Below are 25,358 nucleotides of genomic sequence, written 5' to 3' on the forward strand. Positions count from 1 at the left end.
ATTCAAACTCGCACATACAAATTCGTTCCGATCATTCCTCGCGCCGGGAACCCTCTGAGTCAATTCGCGTTTGGCCTTCTTCGTGAAAGGAGATCTGGAATGGCAAAGAAGACAAAGAAGCAGACCGCGCGCGGCCGCAAGCAGGATCGCTCGTGTGACCGGTGTGGAGGACTACGAGGTGAGCTACGAGACGCGAAAGACCGGCCGCTCGAGTGCGGCCGTCAAGAAGATGGTGAAGAAGGTTGAGCTGCTGCCGGTTTGATGGACACCAAGATTGGGTGTTTCATACAGCCGGAGGTGGGTCATGCAGAGACGAAGGTTCAAGCCGAGAGTTCAAGATCGAGGCGGTCAAGCTTGTCAGGGAGCGCGGGGTATCGGTAGCGCAAGCTGGCCGAGACCTCGACGTTCATGAGAACGTGCTGCGCAAATGGGTGAAGGAGTTCGGCTCCGACCCCGTGCAGGCCGTCCCCGGCCACGGCCAGATGAAGCCCGAGCAACTGGAGATCGAGCGGCTGCGGCGCGAAGTCGCCAAGCTGAAGGCTGAACGGGACATCCTAAAAAAGGCCGCAGCCTACTTCGCGAAGGAAGCGACATGAAGTTCGTCTTCAGGGCGGAGAATTGCAAGAGAGATGCTCCCGGCCAGTACTGCATTACAGACCATCGACTAGCTTCCGGCAATTCGCAAATAGTTCCTGCCAGGACCCGAACAAAGCGCTCGCTATTCGACAGATAAAGGCGCACTGTCCCACTGCCATCGAACGGCCCATAGCATCTATCGGTGGTGTGAACGCAGGTTGCGCTCCCGCTCAATCCCGCAGCGGAGCGCCATACATGCCGGCTCAACGGTCCCTAGGACAATCCTCGACATTCGAATACCGCCTCGCGCAAGAGGCGATCAATCTCCGCCTACAGGCCAACGGGATGCCTGCTGGCGTCCGCCGCGCGGAGCTTCTGCGAAAAGCCCGGCAGATCGATGTTGCCGGGGAGATTAACAACTGGTTGTCCTCACCGGGACTACAGCCGCCCACTTGAATTTTGGTCTTGTTCTTGGCCGACGTGTTGAACTTCAGCATGCCAAGTGGAGACAAACCTTTATCGGGATTTTACTCTCACCCTCCCGGGGCTGGTAAGCCGCCGCCTGCGCTTGATTTAAGCGGGCGGCGTTTTTGCTTTGAGCTCGTAAGCCATTGGATGCGTCATCTAGCAGCCGATGGTGACATATGGCTTCTTAGGAACGCCGCTCGAAGATCGGCTTTAAGCTTAATCGCCTTTCCGAATCCTTGGGCACTATCGGTGACCGAGAGCTTGTTGCTCCCGCTCGAAGTGGTGGGATGCACATGTGCAATAAGTGCGACCAGATAGACGACGAGATTGAACATCTTCGCGTGTTGATATCACCTGGGATGGACACCCTTAGCCTGGCGATGATCCGATGCGCCATCGAATTGCTGGAAGCCGACAAGGCTACCCTTAGGCGTCAGGGCAGCCCGCATACATAAGTGTGCCTTGTTGCAGCCCGCCTAAGGCCTAAAATCGATGCCTCGCAGCACGATGCCGGGCGGGGTGCCTTCGAACTCCGTCGCGCGATATTTGATTGCGGTGCTCGCTTCGATGCGGTCCCGAAGGCGGATGAACTGGGCTTCCCGCTGCTCGGGCCGGACTTGCGGGCCGCGCTCAAGATAGTCCATCGCAGAGGTCGTTATCGCGCAAGGAATCTCCTTGGCATCGTCGTGCATCGAGAACCGTACGATCATCCGGTCATACTCGTGACCGATAAAGCGGCCGCTGGTCAATGTCATAGCCTGCTCCAGTACGCTTTTGTCGCCTCAGCACTCCCCGCCGAGCCGGAGGAAATCGTCGAACAGCGCCGATACCAGGGCGCGGTGGCGCGTGTCCTCGGCGGGGAGGCTCGCAACGTAAAGGTTGAGCAGATAGCGCGCCTTCACCGCCGCCTCAGGCCATGAGGTGGCGGGCACCGTCATCAGGCGGTTTTCGAGATCGGACTCGCGTTCGCGCAGCTCCCTGACATTGTTCTCGACCTCGGCCAGCGCGCGGCGCAGGTCGGTGGCCTTCTGCGCGGCCATGCCGCGGTGCTTGTCGAGCTCGACCGGGATGTCGGTCATCGGCGCTTTACATCGGCGCGTTGAGCGTCCGCGAGTTCGACCGAACCAATCGAGCGCACCTCTGTCGCGCCCTGCACCGCTTCGGACGGCACCGTAATCATAGTGGCGACACGGCGCCAGACCGCAAACGACAACCCGTCGATCATCTCTTCGTCGGTGACGACCTCATAGGGGCCCGCCGGCAATTCCCGCGCGATGCCGCGGATGTGGAACGGATTCTTGAATGTGACGGTTTCCCGCCGCTAACGGGTGGTCATGCGCGCCTGCCTTCCTGCGATAGCCGCCCCAACCGACACCGACGATCACGACCATGCGCTCTGAACAGGGCAATAGCCAGCACTATCGAGGCCACCGGGCGCGCGGCGTTTTAGTCCTCGCTATCGGCGTGATGCAGGCATAAGGTCATTCCCATCACCGCATGTTCCGCTACGGCATCGACCGGTGACTGAGGGTCACGTGCGCTCCCGCCGAGAAACCAGTCACTGAAGCACGACTTCGTGCTCGTGCAGGAGCATGCGATGCCGCGTTTTCGTGCCTCGGAATGGATCGTTCCGCCCGTCATCGTTCCCCTGTTCCTTCTGCTGCTCGTCGCGGCGGCTGCGCTGTTCCATGGCTAGGCCGATCCGCGTGCCCTACCTCGTCACTGGAACGAACGAATATGGCTGCGCCAATCATGGCCGCGGCAGCGCGACCCTCGCGCTGCGGCTGGCGCGAAAACTGCTGCGCGACGGTTACATAGACGTGCGCGTCTGCACGCCGCGCGGCCGCGTGCTGCAATCTGACGAACTGGACGAACTCAAACCCCAAGAGAAACCTCAAGAGGAGACCTACATGGCCAAGGGAGAACAACGCGGCAATCGCGAAGCCAAGAAACCGAAGAGGGAGAAGGCCAAGGTGATCGCTGCGGCGCCAAGCCGCAAGGAGGCCGCCTGGCAGCCGAATTTCGGGCCGGCAAAGAAGAAATAGCGGAGGTCTCCTCGTGCGGACTGGTGCGAACCGGCAATCTCAGCCGGTGCTTCTAACCATCTTCTGGCCCGAAGCCGTCTGCGAGGGCAGAGCGGAGCGCGTCCGCTCTACCTTCCAGTCGGACGTCTACCTGTTCTGCTATCGCCAGGGCATCGTCGACCTCGATGCTGAGATAGCGGACGGTACACTCGATTTTCGTGTGCCCCAGAAGAAGCTGTATGCTCACTGGTTGCCGGTTCGGCGATAGATCAAGGTCGCCTTGGTCCGGCGAAGGGAATGTGTCCCGAACAGGTGAGGGTCCGGTCCGATGTCAGCGATCCAATGAGATAGGAGTAAGGCATCCTGGCGGGTCGTCGTATCGCCGGATCGACTGAGCCTGGGCATCGGGGGTCCAGACGAATTGCATGGGCGGTCGCCGTGACCGATCCGGGGCGATCGATGACGATATCCCTGTAGCTCTCGGCCGACATTGAATGCCTGAACGAAATAGCAGGTCTCCGAACCATGGGATTCTCCCTCGAACGGACAAATCGCACCGCCCGACGCCAGATTTACGTCATGGCCTGCAACAGCGCGGAGACCTTCATTGTAGCGAAGTGCGAATAAGTGTCGGAGACGGCATACGGCAGAATAATCCGGTCGTTATGCGCTATCGCTCCGCAGGTGTAGACGACATTGGGAACATATCCTTCGCGCTCGGACGGCTCGGGCCGCAACAGCGGTTCGCTCGAACGAGCCAGCACCTTGGAGGGGTCGCACTTGTCGAGCAACGCCGCGCCGATCGAGTATTTTCGGACTGGCCCGACGCCGTGCGTGAGCAGCAGCCATCCCTCTTCTAGCTCGATCGGCGATCCGCAATTTCCGATCTGCACGAACTCCCATGGAAATTGCGGTTTCAGGAGGGCTTGGCCACCTTCCCATCTGTACAGGTCATCCGAATAGACCAGGTACAGGTTCTCGTTGTCCTGCCGCGCGATCATGGCGAATTTGCCGTCGATCCTGCGTGGAAACAGCGCCATGCCCTTATTGCGCGCGGCAGCACCATGCAGCGGCGACATCCGGAACGAGATAAAGTCGCCGGTCTCGATCAATTCCGATCGGATTGCCGTACCTTGGTAGGCGGTGTAGGTCGCGTAATAGGTCTTCCGGCCGCCGTCGATGAATTCGACAAAGCGGGCGTCTTCGATGCCGTGCGACTGCGAGGCTGTGACCGGAAAGATAACGCGCTCGCTGATGTCATGATCCGGCCTGAAGGCGAGTTCCACCTCGTCGCCAATCGGTCCGGGAATGAGATGCCGAATCTGCGGACTTGAAGCGAGCCGAACTGTCGGTTCGACATCAATGCTGCCGTCAGAGGCGACGGTACCGGTACGAAAGGTAAGCGACGACACATGTCCTTCGCCGACGGCACGCAGGCTGAGAATGAAGCGCAGGCTGCCTGCCGGCGTCCCCGACTGATCAGGGTGCGCTACAATGCTCGGATTGAACAGCGCCGAGGCTTCGAACGAATACTCGTTCATGAAGTAGGCGCCGATTAGCTGGCGTTGCACTCTGGTAAAGCTGCAATGCGCTGCCAGCGCCTGCTCCATCTCGTCGGCACGAAGCTCGAACGTCTCGAGCAGGTTGCGATGCCTGCCCGCGAAGTTCTCAAGCACGTCGGCCAACTGGTGCGCCGCCTCCTCCGCATCGAGGTTGAGAACGCGCTCGACGATATGATTAGCCCGGCTCTTGTCGGTCGGGTTGAGATCGCGTGGTTCGGTCGCCGGCTTGAACGGGCGCACGATGACGCGCGCGGGGTCGGGGCGCAGATGGAGTGCTTGCCGGTTCAGAAATGTAGCGTGCAAAGGCGTGCCCTCGATTGGCCGGAGCGGATATTGCATCAGGCCCCTACGGCGCGCAGCGCCACGGAATCTGCCTGGTTAACACTCACACGGGCAAGCTGGCGGATCTCGGCAAGTCCCAGAAGATAGCACACCACCGACTCTCCCCCGCGATTTTCGTTGGCCCGGTCGGGATGAAGTCCATCGCGACAGCTGCCAGTCTCGGTATCGACGAGCGCAACCGAAAGGTCATTGCTGCCCAGGAACCAGGCGAAGACGTTGGTTGCCTCTTCCTTCCATTCGGCGTCGCCCTCCGCGCGCAGCGCGGTCAGGCAGGCCGCGATGGTCGCGGTTGCTTCCACCGGCTGCTGATCGAAGGCGTGAGGCGGTTTTCGTTGTTCACCGAAACCGGCGGTGCCGACCGGGCGGAAATGCCCCATCGGAGACGTTTGCTGCGTCATCAGCCACCGCAGGGACTTCAACCCGGCGTCGATATAACCGCGATTCCGCGTCGCCAAACCAGTAACAATCAGAGCCTCGGGCAGTCGTGCATTGTCATAAGCGAGGCCCTCTTCGAACCAGATCCACTCCGGCGTCTCGACCGACTCCAGACAGAGCATTAGCCTGTCGGCCAGACCCCGCCGCATGTCGCGGGCGCGGCGATCATCGGGACTTGCGGCGCAATAGGCGTCGAGGCCCAGCAGCGTGAAGGCCGACGCACGTGGCGAATCGAAAGATTTCGCGATCGGCAACGCCTCGGTAAATAATGCCGCCGCCCATCGGCGCCGGGCGCCGCTGGCGTCCCTGCGCGCACATTGGCCCAGCGCCCACAAGGTCCGCCCATGACTGTCCTCGGAGCCTTTCTCTTCCAGCCAGGTGCGGTCGTACCCCATGAAGTTGCGAAAGCGGCCGGTATCCGGATTCCACGCATGCTGGACAAAGGCGGCAAACCGGGCGGTCAAAACATCAGCCAGCGGCTGCTCGCCCGGCTCGTTGAGGGCGCAGGCCAGCAGCAGCGCGCGCGCATTGTCGTCGACGCAATAGCCATGCAGCCGATCCGGCACCGAATGCACGGCATGCTGCAGCAGGCCGGTGTCATCACACATCGACAGAAAATGGGCGGTTTGCATAGCGGGCGCCACCGGAATTTGCGATACGGCCGCGGCCGTCGCGTCGCGCGCAACCGCTTTCAACGAGTGGCTCTGCCGCGCGTTCGCGAATGTCGCCATGTACCGCTCGGCGGTGCGTTCCCATGTCATCGGACGGCTGGCCGCATAGGCTCGCTCGCGCATGGCCTGCCGGCGCGGCTTGTCGGTCAGCAACTCCGCTATGGTGCGACCAGTCTCAGGAGCGTCGTTAAACGCAACGAGCGCGCCGCGTCCGTCGGCCAGCAGCTCCCGTGCATGCCAGTACGGCGTCGAGACAACCGGCTTGCCGAGGCCAAAGCTGTAAGCCAGCGTCCCCGACGTCATCTGCGCCTCGTTGAGATAGGGCGTGACGTAGATGTCGCACATCGAAATGAACTCGAGCAGCGTCGCCTGGTCGACAAACTGGTCGAGAAATACGACGTGATCCTCGACGCCGAGCTGGCGTACCCGCTTCACCAGGCTTTCGCGATAGGCTTCACCCTGGTCACGAACCAGATTGGGGTGGGTCGCACCGAGCACGACGTAGACCGCATCGGGACATTGCTTCAGAATTGACGGCATGGCGTCAATCATGATCTCGATGCCCTTGCTGGGGGATAACAGACCGAACGTTAGAATCACCGAGCGGCCGCTGAAACCGAGCCGGGCCTTTGCCGCATCGGGCTCGACAAAAGGAAAATCGGGGATGCCATGTGCGATGATCTCGATCTTTTCGCCCGGCACGCGGTAGACGCTGCAAAGCAGCTCGTGTCCCTTGTTGGCCATCACGACGATCTTTGAGGACATCTCGACGATGCGATCCATGACCGCGCGTTGAGCCGACGTCGGCTCGGACAGAACGGTATGCAGCGTCGTCACCACAGGCATGGAAAGACGCGACAGCAGTTCGAGGATGTGGGAACCGGATTCGCCGCCGAAGATGCCGAATTCGTGCTGCAGACAAGCGACATCGAACCGGCCCGAATTCAGCAATGCCGCGGCGCGCTTATAGGATTCGATCGAGTCATCCCTGATCTGCAGGGCGACCGAATCGGGATAGTCGTAGGCTTGACCGTGATCGGTCATCGCCACGATGGAGGCAACGAGATTGGGCCGCGAATTCGTAATCGCGCGCTGCAGGTCGGTAGTGAATGTCGCGATGCCGCAGCGGCGCGGTAACGAATTGCCGATCAACGCGATCCTGCCGAGCGGCGTCATGTCCGCACCTTGAAAACGCCGGTGGATTCGGGAACGGGGGTCGAGCCGAGGAAGTCGATCGACGGCTCGCCCAGCGTCTTCAGCAGGCCAGCGACCGGAGCAGCCGCCGGATAGGCGACCAACGCGGTCAATCCATTGGCGCCGACCTCGATACTCGCACGGCCGCCGTTGGCGAAGACCCCCTGTCCAACGGATACGGCCTTCAATCCGATCGCCGCGTGGCCGTCGAGGACAAGCATCCAGGTCTCCCGCTCAGCGAGCAGCGCCCAGCTCGAGCCCGCGGGCAGGTGAAGTCTTTCGAAGACGAAATACTGGCTCGCGACAAGAACCGTCCGTTCGTTGGTCAGGCGTGTGACGCGACCGCCGGATCGAAGCGGCCAGGCGTTGGCCACCGCAATACCGTCGTCCTCATGCAATTCGCGTCCTCTGCCGTAGTCGAACAGCCGGTATGTCGCGCCACTATGCTGCTGAATTTCGGCCAGTACTATGCCGGGGCCAAGCGCGTGGATCGTGCCGGCGGGGATGAATACGACATCTCCTGTCGCAACATAGCGCCATTGCACCAGCTCGACGATCGAGCCGTCCCTGACCGCTGCGCGCAAGTCCTGCGGCGTCACCCGATGTTTCAGGCCAATACCGATCTTTGCGTCCGGCTTTGCGGACAGGATGTACCAGGCCTCGCTCTTGCCGTTCGGCATTCCCATCGCGCGCGCGAACGTGTCATCCGGATGGACCTGGATCGACAGCGGTTCGTTCGTGAACAGCAGCTTGAGCAGCAAGGCAGGCTTCGATGCTCTCTCGTCGGCTCGCTCGAACCACAACTCCCCCACGGCATCTTGGGCGCCGTCGATGCCGCTCCAGGGCCGCAGATCGCTAACACCCCAAGGCTTGTGTACGACCCGAACGGAGGCGTGCTCGATGGGCATATGTTGTCCTGACCCCATACGCGCGCATCAAGGCGACGCGCCGTTGGCCGATTTCACCACCGGTGACGTGAAGCGAAGGCGTCAGATCTGGGACTCGTTCCGGAGCGAGAGCCGGTCTGCTCCAAGAGCATATGGCTACGCCGGCAACGGATAACAACCGTTGCGGTGAGGAACGCGGTCAGTTTGCGCGCCGAGCCGACGTGTTATCAACACGGAGAAGGCCACATTCGAACCGGCGTCGGCGATAATGTCGCATTCCCTATCATTTGTTGCGTTTTCCCTCGACATCGCCACGGAAAGGGAGTCTGGTGTACCGATCACCGTTCATGCTTGGCATCTGCCGGTGACTGAGAGCTTGTGCTCCCGCCACAACAAGGCGGTCGACATGTCCAGCATCCAGAAGTTCGATCTGCGGGAGTGGCTCGTACCACCCATACTGCTCCCGGTGTTCTTCGGCCTGATTGTCGCTGTTGCGGTTATCGTTCAATGGTGAACGAGGCCGTTCGCTAGGCCGGCAGTTTCCAGTGCACGTCGGAAAATTTCGCTCACTTGGACCCATCAGCACCAGTCGCCGCGAGATCGTTCGAACCAGCAAGTTTGGCTGTCGTCCAGGCACACAGGATTCCTATGTCAGATTCCAAATTCAACATCGATGACGGAAAACATGAGACTGGCTGCGCCTCTTTGCTCATAAATCGTCGAATTGTCGGCACGAAATACCAGCAATGCCCCGCGTATATCCGCTAGCATCCTTTCGTCGAGTGTTGTTTGCAGACGTCACGGAAAGCGGCAAGGCGCTCGATCTCCGTGAGCTCGTACGCGATATTGGCGGCAACTATGCCGGTCAGCCGTGACGAGACAATTAATCTGAAAATCGCCAAGGCCTTGAAGCTTTCGGTGCCCCCATCATTACTCGGTCGCGCCGAAGAGGTAACAGAATTTGTTCAGCTTGGGTCAGTTCGCAAGGATGGCTCTGCGAGCCATCGGAAGGTGTGCCGCATGACGCGCGTGTCACTCGGCAACTGACGATCGGCGAGCTCTGCCATGTGGCGGCTTCGCACAGCTCACCACGATCGCGGCGGACGGTGACGTTACACATCATTCGTCGATAGTCGAATCAGTTGATGAAAAGCTGGGAGCGGCCAATTAGCGCGGATCGATTCGATCAAAATTATTTTCCGTCTCTACTGATAAGCTCCAGGCGGTGAACCGCAGCGGTTCGGATCGAATTCGTTAGTTTCTTTGGGAAACCCTTGGGTAGTGCCTCCAGCACCTCTGCAAACGTTGTTTCGAACGTTTCCGTGAGATCATTGAAGATGGAGCGCACGACGGTGGTGCCGACGCCTGAAATCTCAGCGGTCTGTATGAAGTGGCGCGGCAAGATTTCATTCATCGTGTAGTGGCGGCTCTTGCCGACGGACATGGCGAGCTTGAATGCCTTGGATTGAATTTGCTTCGCGTCCAGACTGGGTTGTGCGCTGAGCACGTCGTAGAGCGGCGTGAGACGGAAACGCCCACCGGGATTTAGAAACAAGCTGAAGTTCTTGGCATGAGCATCGGTCGCGCCGATCAGCCAGAATACGATACCGGCGCGCATGAATGTCGCAAGATCCTCAATCGGTGCATCGCTGCCTTTGAGTAATTCTAGAATCTCCTTCATGCCGGGGCCGCCGTCGGACTGATATCTTTTCGTCGGCGGAACGGACAATGCCTGACAACAATCTTCCTGGGGGAGGCGAAGCAAGCGCTGGTCGCCGGTCCAGCGGCGATCAAAGCGCTCGACAACGAGTGTCCGGCGGCCGCCGAAGTCCGCGATCTCGGCATGGGCCGCAGGCACGCCAAGCGCTGAGATCAGCTTGAGACAGAAATATTCGTTCTCAACGCTGTTTGAGAGATCGACGCCGTTTGGCAGACGTCCGATTTGCGGCTTCAGAATGTGCGTCGTCGCCGTGGTGCCGGTCGGCTTGTACCATTTGCCGTCCCGGCGCAGCAGAGCCGTCTTTTCCTGCGCACCGGCGATGGAAATCCGAAAGTCGTCGTCCTCATCAAGGCCGAGCGGAGCCATTGCGAGGTTCTGAATGAGATTGGCGACGTCGTCGTTGCTAACGAGTTTGCCATCAATCGTTCCGGCCGGTCCCGGGTCGGTGCCTTCCGGCAGGAATTGGAGTGCGCCGACACAATCGTGACCGATAGCCGTGAGCATGCTGTATGCGTCTGTACCGTTTGCCCCAACACGCTCGGCGACGCGCCGTCGTATTGGTTCGCTGTCCGGCAGCAAGTTGTCGAACACGTTGATAACGGGGGCGCCGATATAGCGGTCCTCGCGAAGGGGTAGGGAGAGTGAAATCGGGAAGGTCGAATTCCAGGCCAGCCATTGCGCATCGTAGCGAAAGTCGATGGCGCCGCTGGACTCACGGTTGAGCACCCCGGCGAGGCGCCCGTTCACGAAGACGTTCAGCGGCGGATGGGCTCTCGGACGGGCCATCAGAAGATGTCCTCGATGTCGGCGGCAGTGGCTTGGCTCCGCCGGCGGACCACGAGCTCAAGATTGAGGGCGGCCAACGCTTCCATGAGCGTGCGGAGCTGAATGGCCGGTGCCCCTCCTTCGAGCCGGGATACTGTCCCCTGACGCAGATGGATGTTTTTCCCAAGCTCCGACTGTGACAGGCCGGCTTGCTTCCGAACTCTGCGCAGGATGGCTCCCAGCTGCTTTTCCGTTCGGGCAATATGCTGCGTCATGTTTGGCTCCGCGGCCAATATACGCAGTCGCGTATATAATGTCAATATACGCATTCCCGTATAGTTTTTAAATATACGGGAACGCGTGTAAATCAAAAATATACGCGATCGCGGATTCCGGCCCCCGGAAGATGGTATTTCTGCAAATGTTCCAGATATCGGGCGCTAAATCCCAAGCAGGCGGACCCGTCAGGCTCACTCTTGCCGAGCCACCGCGCGAAAGCGGACCTTGCCCGGACACACCGCCTCGCGCGACGCGGACTGTCACGAGCAGGCAAACGCTTCACGATGCCTGTTGCGCCCTTTGGCGCTGTTCCCAATGGATCATCTAGGAGAAGCCGATCGAGGAACAGAACAACTGGGGGGATGAGCAGGTACTGGCTAAGCTAGCGCGCCGACAGGGCGCGTCCGCTGTGCGGACCGGGCTCTACGAACTGCGTTCGCCGAGTCTGCGTCTCGGCCCTTGGGTAACGATCCCTCGCGAGGCACAAGGAACGCCTCGCCGGGGGCACTCGGGCCAGGGGCCGCCGGCAAGCGCCGGCGCCGGTATCACCAGCCTCCTGGATCCGGGTGCCCTCTTAACCGGTCTCGGCGTCCGCGGGTTCACTCCGCTGCGCTTCGTCTGACACGCTTCTTCTTGTCTGGCGATGCGCCTGCGGCGCATCGCGGCTTTTTTCACCGCAGATGCGGCCTGGGGCGAAGGACGGAACGTACGGTTTCGCTTAGTCGGGGAGAACCGCGTCTCGTCGAAATGGTTGGCTTGTGATTACGATGCAACCCAGAGTAAATGACCGCAAGTGCCAACTGACCGAGGGGATGCACTCCACGAATGCGCATTGCGCGTCTACGAACATCCGACCGGCGTCGGCGAAACCAGCGAACGTCGCCTTCAAAGATTGGTACGTCGAGTTCCTTTCGACGAAACGGATCCGGCGAGGGCGGCCGCTTGGAAAGAAGAAGCAGGCAGGATGTTCATATCGCCCAAGCCGCCGACTATTGATGAGGCGCACCTTGATACCGCAACCCCTGGCTGAACGGCGAGAGTCGACAACCGCTCACCTGGGCTCCTAAGATGTCGAGGAGTAAGTTCGCGGAAGCAGGGTAGGGCGCGGGGCAGTGAACTTCCAGGTGACGGTTCTCAAGGTGTTGGTCAGCTATCCGGACGGGTTCGCAGCGATGGCGGACCTCAAGCGCGATGTGGCGATCCTGGCGACCAGCGGACGGGACTGGGCCGAACGCACCAAAAGACTGGCAGCCCGCGTGCCCGGCCTGGATATCTTCTCTCAAGGTCTCGTCGAGCGGCTGAACGGCGGCTGGTGCATCACTGACAAGGGGCGCTCGGTTCTTGAGAATATGGAGGCGCAGCCCGCGCCAGTCCTAGCGATGGAGCCGCCTCCGGTACCCTCGGTCGAGGAGCCGACACCGGCCACGACTCTGACTCCGATGCCTTCGATAATGCCAGTCCGGCGCAAGCGGGAGCGAAAGCGGCACCGGCGCGAGTCGGTACGGCAAAGACGGGCGAGCGCGTCGTAGGAAACATCGGTTGGGGCCCGACGAGCAGCCTCGGTTTTCGATCGCGCCGACATGGAATGGAAGACCGCTCGCTGGAGCAATCAAGTGCTGCCCGGCGACGACTAGTTGATTGAGAACAGCTAAGAACGAGGGTGTTGTCGCGACCCGGCGATCCATCCAGGCAAAGGCACAAACCTTGGTCGCGCATGGTGGCCGACCCGAGTTCGCCATCAGCATCGGCCAATTATCCCACTTTCCGTTCAGGGGCGGCGACGTTCTCAAGCAGCGGCATATCGAGGCTCGGAATCTCTGGCATTGCCTTGCCGGCGATCGCCTGCAGGTCGCCCACCATGCCAACCGTCGAGTCCACCACGGCGAGGATCTGGGTTTCACGCTTGGCCCATTGTCGGCCCATGAACTTGCGTTCCTTGTCCAGGTCGTCGCGCATATCGGTGAATTTCTCAACGACAGCTTCGACCCGCTGCCGAAACTTCGTGCCGGTCAGGTAGTGATAAACCTGCTCCATCTTGGTCTGCTGACCCTGCTGAACAAGGCGCGAGCTGCTCACATCGATTAGTCCCTGACGGAGCGCCACGGCGACCGGCAATGCACAACGCGGATGAGCCACCCATACACCGTCGACCAGGTCAAATTGCTCCACGTGTTTTGGTAGCGCATGGGAGATGATCAGAGCGACGTTGGCGCCGGAACGACGCTGGTCGTCACGCAATTTGGCAAGCCACCCGTCACTCCATGCCTTGGTGCGCTTGGTTTCCCAAAGGATGATGCCGGCAGGTTGGCCAATGGCGCCATTCACCTGTTGAACAACGTCGGCCCCGAGCTCACCCTTGCCAACCGGCTCGATCGAATCGCTCGGAAAGCGCGCGCAGAAGTTCTTCGAGCTCGAGCTCAAGAACCTCCCCTTGAGATTGCTGTGATCCCTGTTCTGCCTTGCGCTTGAGTTCCTCGATCGTGCGCGTCATCGATTCGATGGTCTGGTCTTTCTCGGCAACACGCAATCGCGCAGCCTCGTCAGCTTCCTGCCTGGCCTTGATCTGGATTTCGCTAACAGAGGCTTGCACGCGCTTTTCTATCGTCAGGTCGAGCTCGCGCTTTTCCTCTTCGAGCGCCCGCTGCTGCCGCATCAGTTCGGCCTGCTGCTTTTGGGCCTCGGCAAGCTTCACATTGTTGGTAAGCAGGGTGGCGCGCAGCTCCGCGGCTTCCGCCTCTTTCGCCTGCAACTCGGCCGTGGCCGCCTCCCGCGCCTTCTTGCTTTCGGCCGCGACCAGCTGGACGCGTTCGGCGGCCAATCGCTTTGCCACCTGGCTTTCGATTTGCTCACGATCCTTGACGACCTGCTCGCGCTCCAGCCGCAGCACCTCGGTCTTACGCTCCATCTCGGCATCTTTGCTGGCGAGCTGCTGTTGAAAGCGCTGACGGGTCTCAGCGAGGAGGGGAGCGGCCAGCGACTCCGTCAGCCGGATCTCGTGATTGCAGTTGGGACAATGCAGGGTCGGCTCATGCAAAGCGCCGGCGGCGGTTGCTTTAAAACTCATGAACTTCCCCTGTCATCAGTGCGGCTGGATTCAACATCATCCGCGCGCGATGGCGATGTCGCCGCTTTCGATGTCCACATCTCCGTCTTCGATATCGACTTGGCCCGTGGGTTTTCCACGGAATCCGTATCGTCGACGAGCCGACGTACGACCGCAGCTCCGCAAGCCGTACATCTTAGGAATGTATTCTAGATGAGAACAAAACATGATCAAGGGCGAAATTTTGGGCCGCGAAAGCGGCAAAAAAAGCGGCAAAGACCGTTGGCTTGGCTGGCCCTATGAGCTTAATCTTATTGAGGAATTGACTGGCAGAGAAGGCGGCAAAAATGACTGTCACCAGAATGGAGCCCTTGGTTCCCGGTGAAAACAAGGAGCTAACGGATCTTGCAACCGACCTGGTCGCGAAGGCCAGCGGGCTGGCGGCAAGGCTAAGCCCAGCTTTGCGGAGCTCGATCGGCGATCTCGTACGCTCGATGAACTGCTACTACTCAAACCTCATCGAAAACCACAATACCACACTGATCGATATTGATCGCGCGCTGAAAGACGATTTCGCGAAAGAGCCTGAGAAACGGAATCTCCAGCTCGAAGCGAAGGCGCATATCGAAGTCCAATCGATGATCGACCGGGGGGAGGGGTCTGGCGGCGTCCTCTCCACAGATTTCATCCGATGGATTCACCGCGAGTTCTACAGCCGCGTCCCCGAAGATATGTGGTGGGTGGAAAATCCGCAGACCAAGAAGCGCGTGAAGATGGCGCCGGGAGAACTGCGCGCGCGGCATGTCCAGGAAGGAATGCACGTTCCGCCCGATCCAGACGTGCTGCCGGCCTTCTTGAAACGTTTTTGCGAAGCCTACAGTTCAAACCATCTCTCGAAAATCGATCGCATCGTCGGCGTCGCTGCTTCACATCATCGACTGGCGTGGATCCACCCCTTCCTCGACGGTAACGGCCGTGTCGCGCGGCTGTTCTCACATGCGCTATTGCGCGAATTGGGCGTCGGTTCGGAACTATGGTCGGTGTCCCGGGGACTGGCTCGCTCTGTCGCTAGCTATAAGGCCACCCTTCAAGGCGCCGATGAACCAAGGCGTGGCGATCTTGACGGCCGCGGTAACCTTACTGAGGCAGGGCTGGTGGATTTCTGTCGGTACTTCCTTTCGACCTGTGTCGACCAAGTCGACTTCATGGGACAGCTTTTAGAGCCGTCTGAACTGATGAACCGAATGGAAATATGGACGAAGGAAGAGATCGGTGCAAAACGCCTGCTGAAAAGCTCTTGGCCTATTCTGAAGTTGGCCGTCATGCAAGGAGAGTTCAAACGAGGGGATGCTGCCGACATCACCGGCTATGGCGAACGACAAGCGCGCACTGTCCTCAACGAACTTATTTCGAAAGGCTACTTGGCTTCGCCCACAACTCGCAGTCCTGTGCGGCTGGCGTTCCCGCCAGACGCCGTCGAGCGCTGGTTTCCGCGACTCTACCAGCCACGTGAAGCGTGACAGGGATAGCGCGCGTAACTTGTCAAGCTCATAACCCGAAGGTCATAGCGGAGCATCGAGCTCGGGCGGCCAGTGGCGGCTGGAGTTTACATGAAAGTGTTTTGGTCCTGGCAGTCCGACACACCCGGCAAGACTGGGCGCCATTTTGTGCGCGCCGCCCTATCGCTTGCCATCGACGCGCTCAAGCAGGCTCCTGATGTGGAGGAGCCCACGGCCGCCGAAACCCGTGAAGGACTTCATTTGGATCAAGATCGGCAGGGTGTACCGGGCAGTCCTGATCTTGCTCCGACCATTTTCGAGAAGATCGAGCGTTCTGTTGTCTTTGTGGCCGATGTCACGCTTGTTGGTGCATCGGATGACGGCTCCAAGCGGCTCATGAATTCAAACGTTGCCATCGAATATGGCCATGCCCATCACGCACTGGGAAGCAAGGCGATTTTGATGGTGCAAAATACGCACTACGGCAATCGGGATGCCCTGCCTTTTGACCTAAGACACAAGGCTGGCCCGGTTCAATTCAATCTCGCACCGGGAGCAAAGAAAGCGGAAATTGAGGCTGAGCAGAAGAAGCTGGTGAGCCAGCTCGTTGTCGCCCTTCGCCCTTATCTCGAACGAGCTACTGCGCAGACTGCCGCCCCATTTCAAGAGGCTGCATCGACCAGTACCACCTATCCCAGAGTGTGTTGAAGGGCGTACGATCCGGCACAGCGGACGCGGATTCCTATAGGCGTTCGTTACCGCCAGATCAGCGTCGATTCTAGATTCGGGTAGGCAGAAGTGCGAGGGGCGAGCTTTCGCTGCTCACCCAAGCCAGTACTGTCCATGGTTTCACTGAACATGGAGACCGCTCGTGAGCGGACGAATAATGGTCTTATTCAGAGCCGCCATGAATCGAAAGCCCGCGGCGAGACGAATGAAAGCCATCGCGGCGCAAAACGGCCGGCGTGGCCCACCTTGACTTCGCCTAAAAGATCAGTCTACTTATGCAAGTAACAAAAAGCGTTCGGCCCAAGGTCTGAGCTGTTCGGGAGGAGAGGCCCTCGTGAAAGATATAATCGTCGCGAAAAGGGACGGCATAGCGCGCGTCGCATTGAACCGGCCCTCGGCGAGGAACGCCGTCACGCTGGCGATGTGGCGTGAACTCGCCGACATCTTCTCACACTTCGCGAGCGACCGGGACGTTCGGGCGGTCGTGCTGGCGGGCGAGGGCAAGGACTTTTCCGTCGGCGCCGATATCTCCGAGTTCGACAGTATACGGGACGATAAGCGACAGGCCGCCGACTACGAGGTCGCTGTCGATGCCTGTTCCGGCGCGATAGCGGCGTTGGGAAAGCCGGTTGTTGCAGTCATTTCCGGCTATTGCCTTGGAGGCGGTTGTCATCTTGCATTGGCATGCGACTTTCGCTTCGGCGATCGAACCGCAACAATCGGAATTCCGTCGGCAAAGCTCTCCATCGTTTATGGCGTTCGGAGCGTGCAACGATTGTTGGTCCTGACCGGCATCGCAAACGCCAAGCGCGTCCTTTACTCCGCGGATCGCTATTCGGCCGAACAGGCGATGTCGATGGGATTGATCGACGAGATCCACGACGATGCGCCGCTCGCCGCTGAACGCTTCCTGAAGCGGCTGGCGGACAATGCGCCACTTTCGATCGGCGGTGCGAAGTACATGCTGAACGGGCTTTCGATGGGCGCCGGCGGGCTCGATTTGGCCGTGGCGCAGCAACTCGTCGATGTTGCATCCGATAGCGCGGATTTCAGGGAAGGTCGACGCGCGTTTGCGGAGAAGAGAGCTCCGCGGTTTCGTGGCGAGTAGCGATGGCAAACACGGAAACAGTCTTGGAGGGCAAATGCGATGAAGCCTGCCAAGTTTGAATATGTTGCGCCAGCGACGGTGGACGCCGCAGTCGAAGCTCTGCGCGCGGCCAATGGCGAGGGCAAGGTTCTCGCCGGTGGGCAGAGCCTGCTACCTCTTTTGAATTTTCGGATGACGCGGCCTGCGGTGCTGGTCGACCTCAATGGCATCAAGGACCTGTCGTTCATCGAGCTGAGAGGCGATCGCGTCGCGATCGGCGCATTGACGCGGCATCGCGAGATCGAGCAATCGCCGCTGATTGGATCGAAGCTGCCTGTGATGGCCGCGGCGATGCGTTACGTGGCTCATCTGGCGATCCGCAATCGCGGCACTATCGGTGGCAGCCTGTCCCACGCAGATCCGGCGGCCGAGTTGCCGATGCTGTCACTGTTTTACGGCGCGAGCCTGTTGGTTCAGGGACCATCCGGCCGGAGGACGGTCGCTGCCGAGGATTTCTTCGTCGACGCGTTGACGAATTGCCTGGAGCCCGAAGAGATCGTGGTGGAGATCGAATTCCCGATCCTGCAACACGACGGGTGGGCCTTCGAGGAGGTCGCTCGCCGTTTCGGTGATTTCGCGCTGGCCAGTATTGCTGTCTCTGTCCGGCGCAGGGCTTCTACCATCGAGGACGTGCGCGTTGCCGTGATGGGCGTGGCCGATACGCCGCTCCGGCTGAAAGAGGTCGAGGCCAAGCTCCGCGATATCGCCATCGACAACCAGACGCCGGACCGATTTTCCGGGCTTGTCACGTCCTGCGTGTCTGCAAATGGCGATCTGCATGCCTCGGCCGAATACCGCCACCATTTGCTCGGGCGGTTGGCCAGACGAGCCATGCAGACGGCCCTGGCCACGAAAGGGTGATCGGCGATGAGCGTGACAGTATCGGTGACCGTCAACGGAACGAAGTACGACGTATCGGACGTGGAGCCGCGGCTCCTGTTGTCTGACTTCCTGCGTGAAACGCTCGGACTGACGGGCACTCATGTCGGATGTGAGCATGGCGTCTGCGGCGCATGCACCGTGCTCGTGAATGGCGATAGCGTCCGTTCTTGCCTGATGCTCGCCGTTCAAGCCAACGGCGCCGAGATTACGACGGTGGAGGGACTTGGGACGCCGGTGGCACTGAATACGCTGCAGGCCGAGTTTCGTGAGCACCACGGGCTTCAATGCGGCTTCTGCACGCCCGGCATGCTGATCACAGGCGAAGATCTGCTCCGGAAATATCCGCTCGCGACCGACGATGAGATCAGGGAGGGGCTGTCCGGCAATCTCTGCCGCTGCACTGGATACCAGAACATTGTCGCGGCGATCAGAGCTGCGGCGGCCAAGCGCGCGGAGGCCGTGACATGAAACTCAATTTCCTCCCCGCCGGGCGCCTGCGGATGAAGAAGAGCATCTACGTGTCCGGCGCCGACCGCAGTGAAATGATCGACCTTCCGGTGAGCAGTGCCCTGATCCGGCACAAGCAGGGCAACGTGCTGTTCGATACCGGCTGTCACCCTTCGGTGGTGCATGACGCCGAAGCGCGCTGGGGGACGCTTGCGAAGGTCATGACGCCGCTGATGCGCGCGAGTGAAACGCTGCTGCCAAGCCTCGCCTGCGTCGGAATTGAGCCCGGTGATATCGATATCGTCGTGAATTCTCATTTTCACCCCGATCATTGCGGCTGCAATCAGTTGTTCCGGAAGGCGACGATCCTGGCCCATGCCAAGGAGATCGATGCCGCGAAGGCGCCGGGTGCTGAAGCGGCCGGTTATCTCCGCGCGGATTGGGACACTGGGCAGCCAATCGAGGCGGTGAACGGGGAGAGGGATCTTTTCGGTGACGGCAGCGTCGTGCTGGTGCCGCTGCCGGGCCATACGCCGGGCACGCTCGGTGCGCTGGTCAGTCTCAATCGCGACGGACAATTCCTGCTGGCGTCTGACGCGGTCAGCCTGCGTCAGAATCTTGATGCCGATACCGCGCCGCGCAACACCTGGAACGTCGATGAGCAATTGAAGACGTTCGCTGAAGTTCGGCGGATGGAGAACGCCGGTGCTGCGGTGATCTGTGGCCATGACGACCAGCAGTGGCGGGGCCTACGCAAGGGAAGCGACGGCTATGAGTAATGACAGGCGCGCTGAGCCATCAGACGTTATGCGACCGCGGAATGTCGGCGCGCCGATCAAGCGTACTGAAGACCCGCGGCTCTTGACCGGGCGCGGCGAATACAGTGCCGACCGGAAGCCGGACCGGCCGCTTCACATTGCGTTCCTTCGCAGTGGACAGCCGCATGCGCGGATCGCTCGGATCGATACCGCTGCTGCCCAGACGTCGCCCGGTGTGGTTGCGGTGTTCACCGCGGAGTGTATCACCGGTGACTTCAAGCCGGTGATTCCATTCTCGCGGATGCCGAACTATTACGCGACGCCAATCGTGCCTCTGGCCACCGGTAAGGTTCGCTATGTCGGCGAGGCCGTTGCTGCCATCATAGCGACCTCACGATATCTTGCGGAGGATGCGCTCGAGTTAATCGAGGTCGACTACGAGCCGCTTGGCGCGCTCGCGCGTGCGGAGCTCGCCGTCGCAGGCGACGCGGCGCTGCTGCACGAAGAGGCAGGCACCAATGTCCTCATCGCGCGCGAGTTCAAGAAAGGCGACGTGGCTGCCGATCTTAAGGCCGCTGCGGTCAGGGTCGGCGGCCGGTTTGAGATGACCCGCAAGGCACCACTTGCGATGGAGCCGCGGAGCTATACGGCCGAGTACGACAAGCGGCGAGACGCGATCACGCTCTATACGTCGTCGAACATTCCCGGCATCGTCCGCGACGCGATTTCGGAATCACTTGATCTTCCAGGTCATCGGTTGCGCGTTGTGGCGCCCGATGTCGGTGGCAGCTTTGGATCGAAGGGGTCGCTCTATCCGGAAGAGCTCCTGATCTGCATCGCGGCGCGCAAGCTTGGCCGCTCGCTGAAGTGGACGGCTGATCGTCTGGAAGATGTGAGCAGCTCGAGCCAGGCCTTCGCCGAGATCGTCGATGCCGAGATGGGATTTGACGCCAACGGCGTCGCGACCTCACTGCAAGCGGATGTGATCGGCGACGTCGGGGCCTATTCGATCTATCCCTGGACCTGTGGGCTGGAGCCGGTCCAGGTCGTCAGCTTCCTTCCGGGACCCTACAAGATCGCGTCGTATCGGGGCGCCGTCCGCGGCGTCGCCACCTGCAAGCCACCGACCGGTCCCTACCGCGGCGTTGGCCGGCCGATCTCGACCTTTGTCGCCGAGCGCCTGATGGATCTTGGCGGCAAGGCGCTCGGCCTCGATCCGCTGGAAATCAGGCGCCGCAACCTGGTGCGGGCCGAGGAATTTCCGTACCGGATCGCGTCCGGAATCATCTGGGACAAGACAGGTTTCGTCGAGTGCCTCGATGCCGCTGCTGAGGCTGCTGGTTACGAACACCTTCGGGTCCAGCAAGCGGCCGCGCGCAAGCAGGGACGTCTATTTGGCATCGGGATCGCCTCCTACGCGGAGTTGACCGGCATCGGCTCGCGGATCGCCGTCGCACCGGGAATGCCGATCAACACCGGCTCGGAGACGGCGAAGATCAACATCGATTCGACCGGTGGTGTTACGGCGGCCTTTGGTGTCGCCTCTCATGGACAAGGGCTTGAGACGACGCTGGCGCAGATCGTGGCCGATGATCTCGGTGCCCGCTTCGAGGATGTCCGCGTGATCCAGGGGGACAGCGACGAGGTTCCGATGTCGACCGGGACCTATGCGAGCCGTAGCGCGGTACTGGGCGGCGGTGCTGCCAAGCATGCCTCGCGCATCCTCCAGGACAAGATCAAGCGGGTCGCGTCTCATCTCCTGGAGGCCAACCAGGATGACATCGAGGTTTCCGACGGCAAGGCTGCGGTCATCGGCACTGACCGCGCGGTGACCTTCAAGCAGGTCGCCAAGGCTGTTTATTCCGACATGAAGACGCTGCCCGTCGAGGCGCGCGAGGAACTGACGGCGACATACACCTACGACCCGATCAATGGGACGACTGCCGCAGCCACCCATATCGCTGTGGTGGAAGTCGATCCCGCGACCTGCTTCGTCAAGATCCTGAAATATGTGGTCGCCGAGGATTGCGGGAGGATCATCAATCCGATGATCGTCGACGGCCAGGTCCATGGCGGCGTCGCGCAAGGCATCGGTGCGGCGCTGTTCGAGGAGCTCATCTATGACGATGACGGCCAGCTCCTGAGCGCGAGCCTCGTCGACTACGTGATCCCTTCCGCGCCCGAAGTGCCGGCCATGGACGTCATCCACATCGAAAGCGAATCGGCGGTGGCCGGCGGATTCCGCGGCATGGGCGAGGGCGGCACGATCGGCGCGCCGGCCGCCATTGCCAATGCGATCGCCGACGCGCTGTCGCCGCTCGGCGTCGACGTGTCCATTCTTCCGATGACTCCGGAGCGCATCTTCAGGCTCATGGAGCAGGCCAGATTCAACGCGAGAGGAAAAGCAGATGAGTGATCTCAAAGGACGTGTTGCCCTTGTGACCGGCGGCGGACGGGATGTGGGCGCGGCGATCGCGAAGCTGCTGGCGGATCACGGCGCCAGCGTTGCGGTCAACTATCACAGCTCGAAGTCCGAGGCCGAGGCGGTAGTCACCGAGATCGAGAAGGGCGGCGGCAAGGCGAGGGCCTATCAGGCCGACATTTCGGACGCCGACGTCGTTCGGAAAATGGTCGCCGGCATCAAGCACGATTTCGGCGGGCTCGATATCCTCGTCAACAACGCCGGGCTGGTGTTTCGCAAGCGCTTCAGCGAAAGCACGCCCGAGGACTGGAAGAAGCAAATCGACACCTGCCTGTACGGTGCGCTGAATTGTTCCCACAGCGCCGGGCCGTTGCTCGAAGCGTCCGGCCATGGCCGCATCATATCGATCATGGGGGACTCCTCGAGGGTCGGCGAATCCGGCCTTGCGCTCGGTGCGGCCGCGCGCGCCGGCACCATCGCGCTGATGAAATCGCTGGCCCGCGAATGGGGCCGCTCTGGCGTGACAGCGAATTCGATCTCGCTCGGCCTCATCGAAACTGCCCACGACAAGACCTGGGTCGATGCCAACCGCGACAAGCTGGTCAAGGCCTATGCGATCCGCAGGCTGGGCTTGCCGTCCGACGTTGCACCGTTGGTCGCCCTGCTGGCCTCCGATGCGGGCAGCTGGATCACGGGGCAGGTCATTAGCGTCAACGGCGGGTACAGTATGGTCTAGGAGATACGACGATGCTGCACGTTGATCTGATCGCTCCGATCGCAACGCTCCTTGATCGTCATGCGAAACAGCGGCCCGAGCAGGTTGCCTATTGGGATTCGTCGCGATCCGTCACGTACACGGAGCTTGCGAAGCGTACCGCTGCGGTCGCCGCGAACCTGGCGAAGGCCGGTCTTCGGGAGGGCGACGAGGTTGCGATCTATCTGCCCAATGGCGTCGACTGGATCGAAGCCTGCTTCGCGGCATTGCGTGCCGGGGCGGTCGTAGTGCCTATCAGCTTCGATGCCGCGGAAGGTGAGATCAGCTATCGTCTGACCGATGCCGGCTGCAGCCTGGTCATCACGGCTCCGGCGAAGAAGGACCTGATCGCGAAGATCTGCAGTGATGCCGGAATTGCGCCGACGGTGATCTTTGCCGGCGCGGATGCGGCTCGGGCCGGCATCGCGCTGGCGGATCTTTCGGTAGAGAGCGGCGCAACTCCACTCGATCCTGACGATATCGATCGCTCGTCCTTCATCATCTACACGTCCGGCACGACGGGCCGGGCGAAAGGCGTGCTACTGTCGTTGCGCGGCATGCTGTGGATCGCGGCGGCATGCTGGGCGCCGATCTGCGAGCTGACCGACAAGGATGTCGTTCTGTCACCGCTGCCGCTGTTTCACTCCTACGGCCTCAATTTGTCGGTGCTCAGCGTGCTCGCGGTCGGTGCGAGCGAGCACATCATGGAGAAGTTTTCGCCGCAGCAGGCGCTCGATCTGTTGCAGACGGGCAAGTATTCGATCCTGCCTGGCGTGCCGACGATGTTTCATTATCTTCTGCATCGCGCGCAGGAAGCCCGCATCGAACGCCTCGGCTCGGTCCGTCTGTGCATCTCCGCCGGCGCCATCATGCCGGCCACCCTGAACAATGCGTTCGAGGAGCAGTTCAAGACACGACTGCTGGACGGATACGGCATCACCGAGACGTCCACGATGGTCACGATGAACTGGCTGCACGGCGCGCGGCCGATGGGATCGTGCGGATTGCCGGTGCCTGGCCTTGCCGCACGCATCGTCGATCCATCCTCGCTTGAGGATGTCCCGATCGGCGCGGAAGGCGAGCTGATCGTGCGGGGGCCGAACCTGATGCACGGCTATCACAATAAGCCGGCGGAGACTGCGTCTGCCCTGCGAAAGGGCTGGTATCATACCGGCGATCTCGCGAAATCGGACACAAGCGGCTACCTGACGATCACCGGCCGGATCAAGGAACTGATCATCCGCGGCGGCCAGAACATCGCGCCGGCCGAGATCGAGGAGGTCGTGGTGCGGCATCCGCAAGTGACCGATTGTGCCGTTGTCGGCATCAGTCACGCCACACTCGGCGAAGTGCCGTGCCTCTTTGTCGTGGCCAAGGCCAATGAGCTGGATGTCGCGTCGCTGATGGACCACTGCAGGGCCCATCTCTCATCCTACAAGATCCCTGAAGCGACCCATCTTGTCGCCGAGATCCCGCGCACCGGCTCGGGGAAGATCATGCGCTTCAGGCTGGTCGAGGGATTGAGCCAAGCTTGACTATGAATCGACGGAACGCGGGCCCAGGGCACCAAACGCCTTGGGATCGTAGGTCAGCCTGTAGCGCATGTCGGCGGCGACGATGGGCTGCTTGCAGCGGTCGCAATTCACCGACGCATGGAAATCATGCCCGCAGGTGAGGTGGGTGAGCAGCAGGGGCGGCTTGCCCTTGGAGAGCCAACGATCGCCCCACTGCAGCATGGTGATGAAGGGCCCGTAGAGGTCGCGCCCCATGTCGGTGAGAAGATACTCATAGCGATCGGGCGAGCTCTGGTATTGCCGACGGCGCAACACGCCGCTGGTGACGAGACGGTTGAGGCGGTCGGTCAGGATATTAGGCGCGATCTCGAGTTCGGTCAGGATCTTGTCGTAGCGACGATTGCCGAAGAAGCCCTCGCGCACGACCATGAAGCTCCATTTGTCGCCAATGATCTCGAGTGCGCGCGACACCGAGCTTGGACGGCCGAGCTGAAAGCGGTTGCCGTCGGAGGCCCTCCTTGTGTTGCGGCCGGCCTTGGCGGGGTGGCGCCCGGCGCCCGGCCCGTCGCGGTATTTGGCATCGCGCGCGTTGACGCTTTCGCCACAATGCGAGCACGCGACGATCGGGTGGCTGTCGCAACCGCAGCCGATATGGACCAGTGTCAGTGGCGCGGGCTTGCCGCCTGCGAGCCAGCGATCGCCGAATTGCATCAACGCGATGAAGCTCGGATAGAGATCGAAGCCCATTTTGGTCAGACGATATTCCTTGCGCAGCGACGTGCCGGGCGCGACCTGCCGGAAGATCGCGAGCTGCGTGAGTTTCCGCAGACGATCGGTCAGTGTCGCCCTGGGAATGCCGAGTGCGGCACGGAACGCCTCGAAAGTCTGCGTGCCGAAGAACGCCTCGCGGATGATCAGGAAAGCCCAGGCGTCGGACACGATATCCAACGTGCGCGCGACAGAACAGTTTCGTTCGCGCCTGGTAACGCTGGCCTGGCTCTTGGGCGCCTTCGCCGTCGATCGTACCGATGGTTTCGTGGACGGGGCCTTGGCGGTGGCTGGCATGTCTCGGGCAATCCGTATTCGCAGTCACCATTCAAGGGCCGCTTCACAAGCTCGGTCCGTTTAACACATCGGCGCGATTGACTCTCACAAAAAATCAGTCTAGTTACGCATGTAACAAAGTCTAGTTATGCATGTAATATTGCGGATCGCACCGCGGCTGATTTTCAAGGGAGGA

22 protein-coding genes and 4 pseudogenes are annotated in these 25,358 nt (G+C 60.8%); 15 read left to right on the top strand and 11 right to left on the bottom strand.

Annotated elements, in window-relative coordinates:
- Window positions 1–99: 99 nt before the first annotated feature.
- Together JQ604_RS26035 and JQ604_RS26040 are read left to right on the top strand one after the other, a co-directional pair.
- Window positions 100–262, top strand: a pseudogene (locus tag JQ604_RS26035) (DUF3606 domain-containing protein).
- A gap of 42 nt (window positions 263–304) precedes the next feature.
- Window positions 305–619, top strand: a pseudogene (locus JQ604_RS26040) (transposase); the annotation flags it as partial.
- 901 nt (window positions 620–1,520) lie between these two features.
- Here the strand turns inward: JQ604_RS26040 and JQ604_RS26045 are convergent.
- The 3 genes from JQ604_RS26045 to JQ604_RS41665 are packed head-to-tail and all read right to left on the bottom strand — an operon-like array spanning window position 1,521 to window position 2,329.
- Window positions 1,521–1,799, bottom strand: coding sequence for a DUF1488 family protein (locus JQ604_RS26045; RefSeq protein ID WP_212363442.1), 279 nt, complete (start codon window positions 1,797–1,799; stop codon window positions 1,521–1,523).
- A gap of 27 nt (window positions 1,800–1,826) precedes the next feature.
- Window positions 1,827–2,123 carry a hypothetical protein gene (locus JQ604_RS26050; protein ID WP_128963677.1) on the bottom strand — a complete coding sequence of 99 codons (297 nt, stop codon included), beginning with the start codon at window positions 2,121–2,123 and terminating at the stop codon, window positions 1,827–1,829.
- Window positions 2,120–2,329 carry a hypothetical protein gene (locus tag JQ604_RS41665; protein WP_349631150.1) on the bottom strand — a complete coding sequence of 70 codons (210 nt, stop codon included), beginning with the start codon at window positions 2,327–2,329 and terminating at the stop codon, window positions 2,120–2,122. The genes JQ604_RS26050 and JQ604_RS41665 overlap by 4 nt, the downstream gene beginning before the upstream one ends.
- 421 nt (window positions 2,330–2,750) lie before the next feature.
- On the opposite strand from JQ604_RS41665, the gene JQ604_RS26055 reads away from it, so the two are divergent.
- The gene (locus JQ604_RS26055; protein WP_212363609.1) at window positions 2,751–3,089 is read left to right on the top strand and encodes a hypothetical protein; all 339 of its coding nucleotides are present in this window, start codon (window positions 2,751–2,753) and stop codon (window positions 3,087–3,089) included.
- Window positions 3,090–3,210: 121 nt separating this feature from the next.
- Here the strand turns inward: JQ604_RS26055 and JQ604_RS41670 are convergent.
- The 4 genes and pseudogenes from JQ604_RS41670 to JQ604_RS26070 form a co-directional block, all read right to left on the bottom strand.
- Window positions 3,211–3,443 (bottom strand): annotated as a pseudogene (locus JQ604_RS41670) (tyrosine-type recombinase/integrase); the annotation flags it as partial.
- A 197-nt stretch (window positions 3,444–3,640) separates the two neighbouring features.
- The gene (locus tag JQ604_RS26060) at window positions 3,641–4,969 is read right to left on the bottom strand and encodes a glycoside hydrolase family 130 protein (protein ID WP_212363443.1); all 1,329 of its coding nucleotides are present in this window, start codon (window positions 4,967–4,969) and stop codon (window positions 3,641–3,643) included.
- Window positions 4,969–7,254, bottom strand: coding sequence for a glycosyltransferase family 4 protein (locus JQ604_RS26065; protein WP_212363444.1), 2,286 nt, complete (start codon window positions 7,252–7,254; stop codon window positions 4,969–4,971). Before JQ604_RS26065 ends, JQ604_RS26060 begins: the two co-directional genes overlap by 1 nt.
- On the bottom strand, window positions 7,251–8,180 hold the full coding sequence (locus JQ604_RS26070) for a class I mannose-6-phosphate isomerase (protein WP_212363445.1): 930 nt from the start codon (window positions 8,178–8,180) through the stop codon (window positions 7,251–7,253). The genes JQ604_RS26065 and JQ604_RS26070 overlap by 4 nt, the downstream gene beginning before the upstream one ends.
- 247 nt (window positions 8,181–8,427) lie before the next feature.
- Between JQ604_RS26070 and JQ604_RS26075 the strand changes: the two genes are divergently transcribed.
- Complete coding sequence (locus JQ604_RS26075; protein WP_212363610.1) at window positions 8,428–8,673, top strand: hypothetical protein; 246 nt, start codon at window positions 8,428–8,430, stop codon at window positions 8,671–8,673.
- A gap of 678 nt (window positions 8,674–9,351) precedes the next feature.
- Here the strand turns inward: JQ604_RS26075 and JQ604_RS26080 are convergent.
- Together JQ604_RS26080 and JQ604_RS26085 are read right to left on the bottom strand one after the other, a co-directional pair.
- Window positions 9,352–10,665 carry a type II toxin-antitoxin system HipA family toxin gene (locus tag JQ604_RS26080; RefSeq protein ID WP_212363446.1) on the bottom strand — a complete coding sequence of 438 codons (1,314 nt, stop codon included), beginning with the start codon at window positions 10,663–10,665 and terminating at the stop codon, window positions 9,352–9,354.
- Window positions 10,665–10,919, bottom strand: a complete 255-nt coding sequence (locus JQ604_RS26085) for a helix-turn-helix domain-containing protein (protein ID WP_212363448.1) — start codon at window positions 10,917–10,919, stop codon at window positions 10,665–10,667. Before JQ604_RS26085 ends, JQ604_RS26080 begins: the two co-directional genes overlap by 1 nt.
- 1,116 nt (window positions 10,920–12,035) lie before the next feature.
- On the opposite strand from JQ604_RS26085, the gene JQ604_RS26090 reads away from it, so the two are divergent.
- Window positions 12,036–12,452 carry a hypothetical protein gene (locus JQ604_RS26090; RefSeq protein ID WP_212363450.1) on the top strand — a complete coding sequence of 139 codons (417 nt, stop codon included), beginning with the start codon at window positions 12,036–12,038 and terminating at the stop codon, window positions 12,450–12,452.
- Window positions 12,453–12,675: 223 nt separating this feature from the next.
- Here the strand turns inward: JQ604_RS26090 and JQ604_RS26095 are convergent.
- Window positions 12,676–13,828, bottom strand: a pseudogene (locus tag JQ604_RS26095) (DUF2130 domain-containing protein).
- Window positions 13,829–14,192: 364 nt separating this feature from the next.
- Between JQ604_RS26095 and JQ604_RS26100 the strand changes: the two are divergent.
- The 10 genes from JQ604_RS26100 to JQ604_RS26145 all read left to right on the top strand — a co-directional run bounded on the left by JQ604_RS26100 (window position 14,193) and on the right by JQ604_RS26145 (window position 24,139).
- A complete protein-coding gene (locus JQ604_RS26100) occupies window positions 14,193–14,351 on the top strand; it encodes a hypothetical protein (protein WP_212363452.1) in 159 nt (52 codons plus the stop codon).
- Window positions 14,314–15,486 (top strand): Fic family protein, encoded by a 1,173-nt coding sequence (locus tag JQ604_RS26105; protein ID WP_212363454.1) that lies wholly within the window; start codon window positions 14,314–14,316, stop codon window positions 15,484–15,486. Before JQ604_RS26100 ends, JQ604_RS26105 begins: the two co-directional genes overlap by 38 nt.
- A gap of 90 nt (window positions 15,487–15,576) precedes the next feature.
- Window positions 15,577–16,173, top strand: coding sequence for a hypothetical protein (locus JQ604_RS26110; RefSeq protein WP_212363456.1), 597 nt, complete (start codon window positions 15,577–15,579; stop codon window positions 16,171–16,173).
- A 355-nt stretch (window positions 16,174–16,528) separates the two neighbouring features.
- Complete coding sequence (locus JQ604_RS26115) at window positions 16,529–17,302, top strand: enoyl-CoA hydratase-related protein (protein WP_212363457.1); 774 nt, start codon at window positions 16,529–16,531, stop codon at window positions 17,300–17,302.
- Between the two features lie 39 nt (window positions 17,303–17,341).
- The gene (locus JQ604_RS26120; protein WP_212363460.1) at window positions 17,342–18,202 is read left to right on the top strand and encodes an FAD binding domain-containing protein; all 861 of its coding nucleotides are present in this window, start codon (window positions 17,342–17,344) and stop codon (window positions 18,200–18,202) included.
- 6 nt (window positions 18,203–18,208) lie between these two features.
- Entirely contained in the window at window positions 18,209–18,691 is a 483-nt protein-coding gene (locus JQ604_RS26125; protein ID WP_212363462.1) for a (2Fe-2S)-binding protein, read from the top strand.
- The gene (locus JQ604_RS26130) at window positions 18,688–19,449 is read left to right on the top strand and encodes an N-acyl homoserine lactonase family protein (protein ID WP_212363464.1); all 762 of its coding nucleotides are present in this window, start codon (window positions 18,688–18,690) and stop codon (window positions 19,447–19,449) included. Before JQ604_RS26125 ends, JQ604_RS26130 begins: the two co-directional genes overlap by 4 nt.
- A gap of 28 nt (window positions 19,450–19,477) precedes the next feature.
- Window positions 19,478–21,844 (top strand): xanthine dehydrogenase family protein molybdopterin-binding subunit, encoded by a 2,367-nt coding sequence (locus tag JQ604_RS26135; RefSeq protein ID WP_249158647.1) that lies wholly within the window; start codon window positions 19,478–19,480, stop codon window positions 21,842–21,844.
- Window positions 21,837–22,586: an SDR family NAD(P)-dependent oxidoreductase gene (locus JQ604_RS26140; protein ID WP_212363468.1), complete on the top strand. Its 750-nt coding sequence runs from the start codon at window positions 21,837–21,839 to the stop codon at window positions 22,584–22,586. Before JQ604_RS26135 ends, JQ604_RS26140 begins: the two co-directional genes overlap by 8 nt.
- An 11-nt stretch (window positions 22,587–22,597) precedes the next feature.
- Window positions 22,598–24,139 carry a class I adenylate-forming enzyme family protein gene (locus JQ604_RS26145; protein WP_212363469.1) on the top strand — a complete coding sequence of 514 codons (1,542 nt, stop codon included), beginning with the start codon at window positions 22,598–22,600 and terminating at the stop codon, window positions 24,137–24,139.
- On the opposite strand, the gene JQ604_RS26150 is transcribed toward JQ604_RS26145, so the two are convergent.
- Complete coding sequence (locus JQ604_RS26150; RefSeq protein ID WP_349631145.1) at window positions 24,140–25,057, bottom strand: winged helix-turn-helix transcriptional regulator; 918 nt, start codon at window positions 25,055–25,057, stop codon at window positions 24,140–24,142.
- Window positions 25,058–25,358 lie beyond the last annotated feature (301 nt).

Origin of the sequence: Bradyrhizobium jicamae, assembly GCF_018130695.1 — a bacterium.
Classification (GTDB): domain Bacteria; phylum Pseudomonadota; class Alphaproteobacteria; order Rhizobiales; family Xanthobacteraceae; genus Bradyrhizobium; species Bradyrhizobium jicamae_B.